General features: G+C 40.9%; 14 protein-coding genes. All 14 read left to right on the forward strand.

Annotated elements, in window-relative coordinates; translation table 11 throughout:
* The first annotated feature begins 1 nt into the window (after position 1).
* The 14 genes from K1I71_RS06555 (at position 2) to rplA (ending at position 13,127) form a co-directional block, all read left to right on the forward strand.
* Positions 2 to 1,234, forward strand: a complete 1,233-nt coding sequence (locus K1I71_RS06555; protein WP_125443958.1) for an aminoacyltransferase — start codon at positions 2 to 4, stop codon at positions 1,232 to 1,234.
* Between the two features lie 78 nt (positions 1,235 to 1,312).
* On the forward strand, positions 1,313 to 2,014 hold the full coding sequence (locus K1I71_RS06560) for a M57 family metalloprotease (RefSeq protein WP_223330543.1): 702 nt from the start codon (positions 1,313 to 1,315) through the stop codon (positions 2,012 to 2,014).
* 38 nt (positions 2,015 to 2,052) lie between these two features.
* Positions 2,053 to 3,900: an excinuclease ABC subunit UvrC gene (gene uvrC / locus K1I71_RS06565; RefSeq protein ID WP_223330544.1), complete on the forward strand. Its 1,848-nt coding sequence runs from the start codon at positions 2,053 to 2,055 to the stop codon at positions 3,898 to 3,900.
* Positions 3,890 to 4,729: a metallophosphoesterase family protein gene (locus K1I71_RS06570; RefSeq protein ID WP_223330545.1), complete on the forward strand. Its 840-nt coding sequence runs from the start codon at positions 3,890 to 3,892 to the stop codon at positions 4,727 to 4,729. Before uvrC ends, K1I71_RS06570 begins: the two co-directional genes overlap by 11 nt.
* Before the next feature lie 188 nt (positions 4,730 to 4,917).
* Positions 4,918 to 5,523: a nitroreductase family protein gene (locus K1I71_RS06575; RefSeq protein WP_223330546.1), complete on the forward strand. Its 606-nt coding sequence runs from the start codon at positions 4,918 to 4,920 to the stop codon at positions 5,521 to 5,523.
* 13 nt (positions 5,524 to 5,536) lie between these two features.
* Positions 5,537 to 6,937, forward strand: coding sequence for a dipeptidase PepV (gene pepV / locus K1I71_RS06580; protein ID WP_223330547.1), 1,401 nt, complete (start codon positions 5,537 to 5,539; stop codon positions 6,935 to 6,937).
* Between the two features lie 53 nt (positions 6,938 to 6,990).
* A complete protein-coding gene (locus tag K1I71_RS06585) occupies positions 6,991 to 7,581 on the forward strand; it encodes a uracil-DNA glycosylase family protein (protein WP_223330548.1) in 591 nt (196 codons plus the stop codon).
* A complete protein-coding gene (locus K1I71_RS06590) occupies positions 7,578 to 7,865 on the forward strand; it encodes a rhodanese-like domain-containing protein (protein WP_000658234.1) in 288 nt (95 codons plus the stop codon). The genes K1I71_RS06585 and K1I71_RS06590 overlap by 4 nt, the downstream gene beginning before the upstream one ends.
* A 276-nt stretch (positions 7,866 to 8,141) precedes the next feature.
* Entirely contained in the window at positions 8,142 to 9,467 is a 1,326-nt protein-coding gene (gene brnQ / locus K1I71_RS06595) for a branched-chain amino acid transport system II carrier protein (RefSeq protein ID WP_001074581.1), read from the forward strand.
* 97 nt (positions 9,468 to 9,564) lie between these two features.
* Entirely contained in the window at positions 9,565 to 10,602 is a 1,038-nt protein-coding gene (locus K1I71_RS06600; RefSeq protein ID WP_223330549.1) for a M42 family metallopeptidase, read from the forward strand.
* Between the two features lies 1 nt (position 10,603).
* A complete protein-coding gene (locus K1I71_RS06605; RefSeq protein WP_223330550.1) occupies positions 10,604 to 11,074 on the forward strand; it encodes an HIT family protein in 471 nt (156 codons plus the stop codon).
* Between the two features lie 2 nt (positions 11,075 to 11,076).
* On the forward strand, positions 11,077 to 11,793 hold the full coding sequence (ldcB, locus tag K1I71_RS06610; protein WP_223330551.1) for an LD-carboxypeptidase LdcB/DacB: 717 nt from the start codon (positions 11,077 to 11,079) through the stop codon (positions 11,791 to 11,793).
* A gap of 122 nt (positions 11,794 to 11,915) precedes the next feature.
* Complete coding sequence (gene rplK, locus K1I71_RS06615; protein WP_223330552.1) at positions 11,916 to 12,341, forward strand: 50S ribosomal protein L11; 426 nt, start codon at positions 11,916 to 11,918, stop codon at positions 12,339 to 12,341.
* A gap of 96 nt (positions 12,342 to 12,437) precedes the next feature.
* Positions 12,438 to 13,127 carry a 50S ribosomal protein L1 gene (rplA, locus tag K1I71_RS06620; RefSeq protein WP_001085675.1) on the forward strand — a complete coding sequence of 230 codons (690 nt, stop codon included), beginning with the start codon at positions 12,438 to 12,440 and terminating at the stop codon, positions 13,125 to 13,127.
* Positions 13,128 to 13,599 lie beyond the last annotated feature (472 nt).

The raw sequence follows: 13,599 nt of genomic DNA on the forward strand, positions 1-13,599 counted from the left end.
CATGGCATTAATTACACTCACAAAAGAAGAATTTCAAGCTTATTCTGATCAGGTCTCTTCTCGTTCTTTTATGCAATCTGTCCAGATGGGGGACTTGTTAGAAAAAAGAGGGGCTCGAATTGTTTATCTTGCATTGAATCAAGAAGGAGAAATTCAAGTTGCAGCTCTGGTTTATAGCTTGCCCATGCTGGGTGGCCTACATATGGAGATCAATTCGGGGCCGATTTATACCCAACAAGATGCTCTCCCAGTTTTTTATGCGGAGTTAAAAGAATATGCCAAGCAAAATGGTGTATTAGAGTTGCTTGTAAAACCTTATGAAACTTATCAAACTTTTGATGGTGAAGGTAATCCAATAGATGCTGAGAAAAAAAGTATTATTCAAGATTTGACTGATTTAGGTTATCAATTTGATGGTTTAAAAACAGGTTACCCAGGTGGAGAACCGGATTGGTTATATTGTAAAGATTTGAATGAGCTAACTGAAAAGACCTTGCTTAACAGTTTTAGTAAAAAGGGGAAAGCTTTGGTGAAAAAGGCTGATACATTTGGTATTCAGTTGAAAAAATTAAATCGTGAAGAACTTTCAATTTTTAAAGATATAACAAAAACAACCTCTGAACGTCGAGAATATAGTGATAAAAGTTTAGAATATTATGAGCATTTTTATGACTCTTTTGGAGAAAAAGCCGAGTTTGTAATTGCTATTCTAAATTTAGGAGAATATATACAAAATTTAATACATAAGCAAAAAGAATTATCTGAAAAAATAGCTACCTCATTACTCTTATTAGAACAATATCCAGATTCTGCACAAAAGAAAAAAGAACACAAAGAGTTGGCTAGGCAGTATGAAAGCTTTGAAGTTCGAAAAGCAGAAGCACGAGAGTTGATTAAAAAATATGGAGAGAAAGATCTTGTCTTAGCAGGTAGTTTATTTATTTATATGCCTCAAGAAACGACCTATCTTTTTAGTGGTTCCTATACTGAGTTTAATAAATTTTATGCACCAGCTTTGCTTCAGAAATATGTTATGTTGGAAAGCATAAAACGTGGGATCCCTAAATACAACTTTCTAGGGATTCAAGGGATTTTTGATGGTAGTGATGGTGTTTTACGTTTTAAACAAAATTTTAATGGTTATATTGTACGTAAAGCAGGAACTTTCCGTTATTATCCATCTCCCCTAAAATATAAAGCTATTCAGTTACTCAAAAAAATATTAGGACGCTAAGATAAGAAAATTGGTCTTTAGCTTTCTTTCAGCTTATTTTAGTAAAATAGACTTTATTTGCTAGAAAGGTGGAGAGACATGCGCTGGATTTTTCGTTTGATAGGGGCTTTCTTTTCTTTTGTGTGGCGTTTGTTTTGGCGCCTGGTTTGGATAGCTTTTCTTTTGTGTGCTTTTGCTTTTGGACTTCTCTGGTATCTTAACGGAGATTTTCAAGGAGCGCTAAAGCAAGCAGAACGGTCAGTAAAAATTGGTCAACAAAGTATCGACCAATGGGAAAAAACAGGGCAACTGCCTAAGTTGAACCAGACAGATAGCCACCAACACTCTGAAGGAAGGTGGCCGCAGGCTTCTGCTCGTATTTACCTAGATCCGCAGATGGATTCAGGATTTCAAGAAGCTTATGTAGAAGCGATTCAGAATTGGAATCAAACTGGTGCTTTTAACTTTGAACTTGTCACCGAGTCCAGCAAGGCAGATATCTTGGCTACGGAGATGAATGACGGAGGCACTCCTGTGGCAGGAGAAGCGGAAAGTCAGACCAATCTCTTAACGGGGCAATTCTTGTCTGTGACGGTGCGCCTGAATCATTATTATCTATCCAATCCAAATTATGGTTATTCCTATGAGCGCCTTGTCCATACGGCAGAACATGAGTTGGGTCATGCGATTGGCTTGGACCATACAGATGAAAAGTCTGTCATGCAACCTGCGGGTTCCTTTTATGGTATCCAGGAAGTGGATGTTGCAAACCTTCGAAAATTATATGAGACCAATGAGTAGGGAACAATCTTTCCCTACTTTTTTGCTATAATGGAACTATGAATAACTTGATTAAATCAAAACTAGAGCTCTTGCCGACCAGCCCTGGTTGCTACATTCACAAGGATAAAAACGGCACCATTATCTATGTAGGAAAGGCAAAAAATCTGCGTAACCGCGTGAGGTCTTATTTCCGTGGAAGTCATGATACCAAAACAGAGGCCTTGGTGTCTGAAATTGTGGATTTTGAATTTATCGTTACTGAGTCTAATATTGAGGCTCTCCTTCTGGAAATCAACCTAATCAAGGAAAACAAGCCCAAGTACAATATCATGCTCAAGGATGACAAGTCCTATCCTTTCATCAAAATCACCAATGAACGCTATCCTCGTTTGATTATCACCCGTCAGGTCAAAAAGGACGGAGGTCTCTACTTTGGACCTTATCCAGATGTGGGAGCAGCCAATGAAATCAAGCGACTACTGGATCGGATTTTCCCTTTTCGAAAGTGTACGAATCCACCGTCTAAGGTTTGTTTTTACTACCATATCGGCCAATGTATGGCTCACACTATCTGTAAGAAAGATGAGTTCTATTTTAAGTCTATGGCTCAGGAGGTTTCTGATTTTCTAAAAGGGCAGGATGATCAAATTATCGATGACCTCAAAGGTAAGATGGCAAAGGCAGCCCAGACTATGGAATTTGAACGTGCGGCGGAATACCGTGACCTAATTCAAGCCATTGGAACGCTTCGAACCAAGCAACGGGTCATGGCCAAGGATCTCCAAAATCGGGATGTCTTTGGCTACTATGTGGACAAGGGATGGATGTGTGTTCAGGTTTTCTTTGTTCGTCAGGGCAAGCTTATTGAGCGCGATGTCAATCTTTTCCCTTATTATAATGATCCGGATGAGGACTTTCTAACCTATGTAGGACAATTCTATCAAGAAAAATCTCACCTAGTTCCCAATGAGGTACTGATTCCGCAGGATATTGACGAAGAAGCTGTCAAGGCCTTGGTAGACACCAAGATTCTCAAACCCCAGCGTGGAGAGAAAAAGCAACTGGTCAATTTGGCTATAAAGAATGCTCGAGTCAGTCTAGAGCAGAAGTTCAATTTGTTAGAAAAATCTGTCGAAAAGACACAAGGAGCTATTGAAAATCTAGGCCGCTTGCTCCAAATTCCGACTCCAGTTCGCATTGAGTCCTTTGATAACTCCAATATCATGGGAACTAGTCCTGTTTCAGCCATGGTGGTCTTTGTCAACGGAAAACCTAGTAAGAAGGATTACCGTAAGTATAAAATCAAGACTGTCGTCGGGCCAGACGACTATGCCAGTATGCGAGAAGTCATTCGCAGGCGCTATGGTCGAGTACAGCGTGACGGTTTGACTCCTCCAGATTTGATTGTCATCGATGGGGGACAAGGTCAAGTCAATATCGCCAAGCAGGTCATCCAAGAAGAACTGGGCTTGGATATCCCCATTGCAGGTCTGCAAAAGAATGACAAGCACCAAACCCATGAATTGCTCTTTGGAGATCCGCTTGAGGTGGTGGGGTTATCTCGCAATTCTCAGGAATTTTTCCTGCTCCAACGTATCCAAGATGAGGTCCACCGCTTTGCTATTACGTTCCACCGTCAACTGCGCTCCAAAAATTCTTTTTCATCACAACTGGATGGAATTGACGGTCTGGGACCTAAACGCAAGCAGAATCTCATGAAGCATTTCAAGTCTTTGACCAAAATCAAGGAAGCCAGTGTGGATGAGATTGTCGAAGTTGGAGTACCTAGAGCGGTTGCAGAGGCTGTGCAGAGAAAGTTGAACCCGCAGGAGGCAGAAGCCTTGCCTCAAGTGGCGGAAAAGAGAGTAGATTACCAAACAGAAGGAGACCATCATGAACCATAAAATCGCAATTTTATCAGATATTCATGGCAATGCGACGGCGCTAGAAGCAGTGATTGCAGATGCTAAAAATCAAGGAGTCAGTGAATACTGGCTTCTGGGAGATATTTTTCTTCCCGGTCCCGGCGCAAATGACTTAGTCGCTCTGCTAAAGGACCTTCCTATCACAGCAAGTGTTCGAGGAAATTGGGATGATCGTGTCCTTGAGGCCTTGGATGGGCAATACGGTTTGGAACATCCGAAAGAAATCCAGTCAATGCGCATGACCCAGTTTTTGATGGAGCAAATGGATCCTGCAACGATTGTCTGGCTACGAAGCTTGCCTTTGCTGGAAAAGAAAGAAATTGACGGATTGCGCTTTTCTATCTCTCATAATTTGCCAAATAAGAACTATGGTGGTGACTTGCTAGTTGAGAATGATACAGAGAAATTTGACCAACTCCTAGATGATGAAGTTGACGTGGCAGTCTATGGTCATGTTCACAAGCAGTTGCTTCGTTATGGCAGTCAAGGGCAACAAATCATTAATCCAGGGTCGATTGGCATGCCCTATTTTAATTGGGAGGCGTTAAAAAATCACCGTGCCCAGTATGTCGTGATAGAAGTTGAAGATGGGGAATTGGTAAATATCCTATTTCGTAAAGTTACTTATGATTATGAAGCGGAGTTAGAATTGGCCAAGTCCAAGGGGATTCCCTTTATCGAAATGTATGAAGAGCTACGTCGTGAAGATAACTATCAGGGACACAATCTGGAACTATTAGCAAGCTTAATAGAAAAGCATGGGTATGTAGAGGATGTGAAGGATTTCTTGGAGGCTATAAAGTCATAATATAAGATAGACTAGTTTCTTTAAGTAACTGAAAATTAATTGGAACTGGATGAGGGGATTCCTGATTTAAATGGTTTTCTTCATTCGGTTGCTTATCCTTGTTCCAATTTCTTTCTATGAAAAATCTCTGCAAGCTCTTTCAAAATATGGTAGAATGGAAGTAGTAGAATTAGAAAAGGAAATCGATTATGAAATTTCTTGAATTAAATAAAAAACGTCATGCGACTAAGCATTTCACTGATAAGCCAGTTGATCCAAAAGATGTGCGTACGGCTATCGAAATTGCAACCTTAGCACCAAGTGCCCACAACAGCCAGCCTTGGAAATTTGTGGTGGTACGTGAGAAAAATGCCGAACTAGCAAAATTGGCTTACGGTTCAAACTTTGAACAGGTATCATCAGCGCCTGTAACTATTGTCTTGTTTACAGACACAGATTTGGCTAAACGTGCTCGTAAGATTGCCCGAGTTGGTGGTGCTAATAACTTTTCTGAAGAACAACTTCAATACTTTATGAAAAATTTGCCAGCTGAATTTGCCCGTTACAATGAACAACAAGTCAGCGACTACCTAGCCCTCAATGCAGGTTTGGTTGCTATGAACTTGGTTCTCGCTCTTACAGACCAAGGAATCGGATCAAATCTGATTCTTGGTTTTGACAAATCAAAAGTCAACGAAGTTTTGGATATCGAAGACCGTTTCCGTCCAGAACTTTTGATTACGGTAGGTTATACAGACGAGAAATTGGAACCAAGCTACCGCTTGCCAGTAGATGAAATCATCGAGAAAAGATAGAAAGAAGAAAAAAATGACAGCAATTGATTTTACAGCAGAAGTAGAAAAACGCAAAGAAGACCTCTTGGCTGACTTGTTTAGCCTTTTGGAAATCAACTCAGAACGTGATGACAGCAAGGTTGATGCTGAACATCCATTTGGGCCTGGTCCAGTAAAAGCCTTGGAAAAATTCCTTGAAATAGCAGATCGTGATGGCTACCCAACTAAAAATGTTGACAACTATGCAGGACACTTCGAGTTTGGTGATGGAGAAGAAGTCCTCGGCATCTTTGCCCATATGGATGTGGTTCCTGCTGGTAGCGGTTGGGATACAGACCCTTACACACCAACTATCAAAGACGGTCGCCTTTATGCGCGTGGGGCTTCGGACGACAAGGGTCCTACAACGGCTTGTTACTATGGTTTGAAAATTATCAAAGAATTGGGACTTCCAACTTCTAAGAAAGTTCGTTTCATCGTTGGAACAGATGAAGAATCAGGTTGGGCAGACATGGACTACTATTTCGAGCACGTAGGACTTGCAAAACCAGACTTTGGTTTCTCTCCAGACGCTGAATTCCCTATCATCAATGGTGAAAAAGGAAATATCACGGAATACCTCCACTTTGCAGGTGAAAATGCAGGTGCTGCCCGTCTTCACAGCTTTACAGGTGGTTTACGTGAAAATATGGTACCAGAATCAGCAACAGCAGTCGTTTCAGGAGATTTGACTGACTTGCAAGCTAAACTAGATGCCTTTGTTGCAGAACACAAACTCAGAGGAGAAATTCAAGAAGAAGCTGATCAATACAAGGTGACGATCATTGGTAAATCAGCCCATGGTGCTATGCCTGCTTCAGGTGTTAATGGTGCGACTTACCTAGCCCTCTTCCTTAGCCAGTTTGACTTTGCTGGTCCAGCCAAAGACTACCTTGACATCGCTGGTAAGATTCTCTTGAACGACCATGAGGGTGAAAATCTCAAGATTGCCCATGTGGATGAAAAGATGGGTGCTCTTTCTATGAATGCGGGGGTCTTCCGCTTCGATGAAACAAGTGCTGATAATACCATTGCCCTTAATATCCGCTATCCAAAAGGAACAAGTCCAGAACAAATCAAGTCAGTCCTTGAAAACTTACCGGTTGCTTCTGTTAGCCTTTCTGAACACGGTCATACGCCTCACTATGTGCCAATGGAAGATCCACTTGTGCAAACCTTGTTGAATGTCTATGAAAAACAAACTGGACTTAAAGGTCACGAGCAAGTTATCGGTGGTGGAACCTTTGGTCGCTTGCTAGAACGAGGTGTTGCCTATGGTGCTATGTTCCCAGACTCGATTGATACCATGCACCAAGCCAATGAATTTATCGCCTTGGATGATCTCTTCCGAGCAGCAGCAATTTATGCCGAAGCTATTTATGAATTGATCAAATAAAACGATAGAAGTCTGAGATCTTATGCTTAGACTTCTTTTTGGAGGGAAAGTAGATGTCTCAAATTGAAAGAATCAAGCAGGCTATTATGGCGGATCCACAGAATGTCGACTATACAAAGCGTGGCATTGAGCCTCTCTTTGCGGCGCCAAAAACTGCTCGCATCAATATCATCGGTCAAGCGCCTGGTCTTAAAACCCAAGAAGCAGGCCTTTACTGGAAGGACAAAAGTGGTGACCGCTTGCGCAACTGGCTCGGTGTGGATGAAGATACCTTTTACAATTCAGGTTATTTTGCTGTTCTGCCTATGGATTTTTACTTTCCAGGGCATGGCAAGTCAGGTGACCTGCCACCGAGAACTGGCTTTGCAGAAAAATGGCATCCGCAACTCTTGCGAGAATTGCCCGATATTCAGTTGACCCTCTTGATTGGGCAATATGCCCAAGCCTACTATTTACAGGAGAAAGTCAGTGGCAAGGTAACAGAACGGGTAAAACATTACCAGAACTACTTGCCAACCTATTTTCCACTAGTTCACCCTTCACCACGAAATCAAATCTGGATGGCCAAAAATCCTTGGTTTGAGTCAGAAGTGGTGCCGGATTTGAAAAAAAGAATTAAAACTATTTTAGGAGAAAAAGAATGAAAGAAATAGCCTTTGACGCATTTTACCAGCTTTACCAAAATGACCAACTTTCTTTAGTGGACGTGAGAGAAGTGGATGAGTTTGAAGCTCTTCATTTAGAAGGTGCTCAGAATCTTCCTCTGAGTCAATTAGCTGACACTTATGATCAATTGGACAAGGATCAGTTACATTATGTTATTTGTAAATCTGGAATGAGATCGGCGCGTGCTTGCCAATTCCTATCAGAACAAGGTTATGAGGTTATCAATGTACAAGGTGGCATGATGGCCTTTGAAGAACTTTAATACTCAATGAAAATCAAAGAGCAAACTAGGAAGCTAGCCGCAGGCTGTACTTGAGTACGGCAAGGTGAAGCTGACGTGGTTTGAATTTGATTTTCGAAGAGTATAAACATTAGAATTTTCTCCTACTTTTCGTGGACTGGGTAGGGGATTTTATTTTTAGACAATTCTCATTTTTAAGAATCTTGAAAACATTCAATATTTACTTCGTGAAGCTTTTTTCATACTCCTATTCATGATATACTAGGTCAGTATTTTATAAATATGAAGGAGATTTACATGGCTAAAAAAGGTGCCCTAACAGGTTTACTCCTGTTTGGAATATTTTTTGGTGCGGGGAACTTGATTTTTCCGCCTTCTCTAGGTGCTCTATCTGGAGAACATTTTCTTCCTGCCATCGCAGGTTTTGTCTTTTCAGGTGTCGGTATCGCCGTCTTGACTCTTATTATTGGAACGCTAAATCCTAAAGGATATATCTACGAGATTTCAACAAAGATAGCGCCTTGGTTTGCGACTCTTTACCTCTCAGTTCTTTATTTGTCAATCGGTCCATTCTTTGCTATCCCACGTACTGCTACAACAGCTTACGAAGTAGGGATTAGCCCTCTTTTGTCGGATGCAAATAAAGGTCTTGGTTTGATTGTCTTTACTGTTCTGTATTTTGCAGCAGCCTATTTGATTTCGCTTAATCCATCAAAAATCTTAGACCGCATTGGACGTATTTTAACGCCAGTCTTTGCGATTTTGATTGTTATCTTGGTTGTTCTGGGAGCTTTCAAATACGGTGGAACAAGTCCTCAAGCTGCTTCAGCTGCTTATCAAGCTTCTGCCTTTGGTACAGGTTTCCTAGAAGGTTACAATACCTTGGACGCCCTTGCCTCAGTTGCCTTCAGTGTAATCGCAGTTCAAACCTTGAAACAACTTGGATTTTCAAGTAAGAAAGAATACATTTCAACTATTTGGGTGGTTGGTATCGTTGTAGCCCTTGCCTTCAGCGCTCTTTACATCGGGTTAGGTTTCCTTGGAAATCATTTCCCAGTACCAGCTGAGGCGATGAAGGGTGGAACACCAGGTGTTTACATCTTGTCACAAGCCACTCAAGAAATCTTTGGCTCAACAGCTCAACTCTTCCTTGCAGCTATGGTTACCGTAACCTGCTTCACAACAACAGTTGGTTTGATTGTGTCAACAGCTGAGTTCTTTAATGAGCGTTTCCCACAAATCAGCTATAAGGTTTATGCGACAGCCTTTACCTTGATTGGATTTGCTATTGCCAACTTGGGTCTTGATGCGATTATCAAGTACTCAATCCCTGTACTGGTTATCTTGTACCCAATCACGATTGCTATCGTTATGATTGTCATTGTCAACAAATTTGTTGCCCTTTCAAAACCAGGTATGCAGTTGACAATTGCTGTGGTTACAGCTATTGCTATTGCAAGCGTACTAGGAAGCTCGTTTAAGGTTGAGTTTCTTGCAAATCTTGTCAACGCTCTTCCTTTTGCTAAGGCATCACTCCCATGGTTGGTACCAGCCATTGTCGGAATCTTGCTCTCATTGGTTCTACCAAACAAGCAAGAAAGCGATGTTTTTGAAATGGAATAATCATTAAAATCACTTTTGTAGTCAAGTCTACAGGAGTGATTTTCTTTTTTTATCCGATGATAAATGTGTTATAATAGGTAGCAAAAGAGGTGAAGAAATGAATCAAACAGTAGAATATATCAAAGAACTGACAGCCATTGCGTCGCCAACGGGCTTCACTCGAGAGATTTCGGACTATTTAGTCAAGACTCTAGAAGGTTTTGGTTACCAGCCGGTTCGTACAGCAAAGGGCGGTGTCAATGTGACCATCAAAGGTCAAAGTGATGAAGAGCATCGCTATGTGACTGCCCATGTAGATACGCTGGGTGCTATTGTCCGTGCTGTCAAACCAGACGGCCGTCTCAAACTGGATCGTATCGGTGGCTTTCCTTGGAACATGATTGAAGGTGAAAACTGTACCGTTCATGTGGCTAGCACAGATCAAAAAGTATCAGGAACCATCCTCATTCACCAAACTTCTTGCCATGTCTATAAGGATGCAGGAACTGCAGAACGCACGCAGGATAATATGGAAGTGCGTTTGGACGCCAAAGTAACCAGTGAAAAAGAAACTCGTGCTCTTGGTATTGAGGTCGGTGATTTTATCAGCTTTGACCCACGAACTGTCGTGACAGAGACAGGCTTTATCAAATCTCGTCATTTGGACGATAAGGTCAGTGCAGCGATTTTGCTCAATCTCCTTCGTATTTATAAAGAAGAGAAGATTGAATTGCCAGTAACAACCCATTTTGCTTTTTCAGTCTTTGAAGAAGTGGGGCACGGTGCTAACTCTAATATCCCTGCTCAGGTGGTAGAATATCTGGCTGTGGATATGGGAGCTATGGGAGATGATCAGCAAACAGACGAATATACAGTGTCTATCTGTGTCAAGGATGCTTCTGGACCTTATCACTATGACTTCCGTCAACATTTGGTTGCTTTGGCTAAAGAGCAAGATATTCCATTTAAACTGGATATCTATCCATTTTATGGTTCGGACGCTTCAGCAGCCATGTCCGCAGGGGCAGAAGTCAAACACGCCCTTCTCGGTGCTGGTATCGAGTCTAGTCACTCATATGAACGCACTCATATTGATTCGGTGGTCGCAACGGAACGTATGGTTGATGCTTATCTTAAGAGCGCATTGGTAGATTGATATGTGTTTAATTTGCCAGAGAATTGAGCTCATCAAGAAGGGAGAAAATCCCTATTTTGTCAAAGAGTTGGAAACAGGCTATCTTGTGATTGGAGACCACCAGTATTTTGCAGGCTATAGTCTCTTTCTAGCCAAGGAACATGTCACCGAATTGCACCATTTGAAAAAGGAGACAAGACTCCGTTTTCTAGAAGAAATGAGTGTGGTCCAAGAGGCAGTTGCCAAGGCCTTTGCTGCCGAGAAAATGAATATTGAACTTTTAGGAAATGGTGATGCCCATCTTCATTGGCATCTGTTTCCTAGACGAAGAGGTGATATGAATGGTCACGGTCTCAAGGGACGTGGTCCAGTCTGGTGGGTTCCTTTTGAAGAAATGACCTCAGAAATCTGCCAAGCAAAACCGGATGAGATTAAAAGATTAGTCGAATGTTTATCGTTAGAAGTAGATAAATTATTAGAAATAAAGGAGTAGAAATGAAAAAAAGATACCTTATCTTGACAGCTTTGCTAGCCATGAGTCTAGCAGCTTGTTCACAAGAAAAAGCAAAAAATGAAGATGGCTCAGCTAAGACAGAACAAACAGCCAAAGCTGATGGAACAGTCGGCAGTAAATCTCAAGGAGCTGCCCAGAAAAAAGCAGAAGTGGTCAACAAAGGAGACTACTACAGCATTCAAGGAAAATACGATGAAATCATCGTAGCTAATAAGCATTATCCATTGTCGAAAGACTATAATCCAGGAGAAAATCCAACAGCTAAGGCAGAGTTGGTCAAACTAATCAAAGCTATGCAAGAGGCAGGTTTCCCAATCAGTGACCATTACAGTGGTTTTAGAAGTTATGAAACTCAGACCAAGCTCTATCAAGATTATGTCAATCAAGATGGGAAAGAAGCTGCCGACCGTTATTCTGCTCGTCCTGGCTATAGCGAACACCAGACAGGCTTGGCTTTTGATGTGATTGGGACAAATGGTGATTTGGTGACAGAAGAGAAGGCGGCTCAATGGCTCTTGGACCATGCTGCTGATTATGGCTTTGTTGTCCGTTATCTAAAAGGCAAGGAAAAGGAAACAGGCTATATGGCTGAGGAATGGCACCTTCGTTATGTCGGAAAAGAAGCCAAAGAAATTGCTGAGAGTGGTCTTAGTTTGGAAGAATACTATGGATTTGAAGGCGGAGATTACGTCGATTAAAAAATAAACTTTTCTCTTGCAATTCTAGATAAATAGTGTATAATAGATGAGTATGTGTAAAGCATACTTGTGGGAGGTAAAAATATTTAATTACCGCCAAAACCACAAAGGAGGATTTAAAAATGGCTAAAAAAGTCGAAAAACTTGTAAAATTGCAAATCCCTGCTGGTAAAGCTACACCAGCTCCACCGGTTGGACCTGCTCTTGGTCAAGCTGGTATCAACATCATGGGATTCACAAAAGAGTTCAACGCTCGTACAGCTGACCAAGCTGGTATGATCATTCCAGTTGTTATCTCAGTTTACGAAGATAAATCATTTACTTTCATCACTAAAACACCACCAGCTGCTGTTCTTTTGAAAAAAGCTGCAGGTGTTGAAAAAGGATCAGGTACACCTAACAAAACTAAAGTTGCTACAGTTACTCGTACACAAGTACAAGAAATTGCAGAAACTAAGATGCCAGATTTGAACGCAGCAAACATTGAGTCTGCAATGCGTATGATCGAAGGTACTGCTCGTTCTATGGGATTCACTGTTGTTGACTAATCAATAACACCCCAATATAACCCGCAAGACTTCATCATTTCGAGAAGTGACGTGGGAGATGAAAATCGATTGAACCACTTACAAGGAGAATAGAAAATGGCTAAAAAAAGCAAACAACTTCGTGCTGCTCTTGAGAAAATCGACAGCACAAAAGCATACAGCGTAGAAGAAGCTGTAGCACTTGCAAAAGAAACTAACTTTGCAAAATTTGACGCAACTGTAGAAGTTGCTTACAACTTGAACATCGACGTTAAAAAAGCTGACCAACAAATCCGTGGAGCAATGGTATTGCCAAACGGTACTGGTAAAACTTCACGCGTTCTTGTTTTCGCACGTGGTGCAAAAGCTGAAGAAGCAAAAGCTGCTGGTGCAGACTTTGTTGGTGAAGATGACCTTGTTGCTAAAATCAACGACGGTTGGTTGGACTTCGACGTAGTTATCGCAACACCTGACATGATGGCTCTTGTTGGACGTCTTGGACGTGTCCTTGGACCACGTAACTTGATGCCAAACCCTAAAACTGGTACTGTAACAATGGATGTTGCTAAAGCAGTTGAAGAGTCTAAGGGTGGTAAAATCACTTACCGTGCTGACCGTGCAGGTAACGTTCAAGCAATCATCGGTAAAGTATCATTTGAAGCTGAAAAATTGGTTGAAAACTTTAAAGCTTTCAACGAAACAATCCAAAAAGCAAAACCAGCTACAGCTAAAGGAACTTACGTAACAAACTTGACTATCACAACTACTCAAGGTGTTGGTATCAAAGTTGACGTAAACTCGCTTTAATCAGTAGTTTATATCAGAGAACGAGTACGAAAGTGCTCGTTTTTTTGTTTTATTTCACTATACTTCATTATTCAACTATCTCGGAAAACCTCAAAAGTTGGTAGAAAGTTTTGCAATCGTCTTTCTAAAGTTAAATGATAAAAGGAAAATATATATAAATGAGATAAAGTAATCGTTTTACAAAGTTAATTTTAAATAAATATACAAAACACTGATACAAACTAACGAAGATTTAATTTTGAAAAGAGGCTAGTAAATATTCAGAAAATAGAAACAAAAGCGACAATTTTAAAAAGTTATGACTCTTATGAAATGCTGATAATTCAAGTAAAATGTTAACTAAAATTTACTTGAAAAAATTGTTATTTTTTAAAAAATTATAAATCAAATATCTTGTGGGCACCTCTAAAAACTCCACTCTTATCACAAAAGAAAAAATCAACTGTATGTGTCTCATTTAGTTGGCACATTC

Source organism: Streptococcus mitis, from assembly GCF_019929545.1.
Lineage (GTDB): Bacteria > Bacillota > Bacilli > Lactobacillales > Streptococcaceae > Streptococcus > Streptococcus mitis_BU.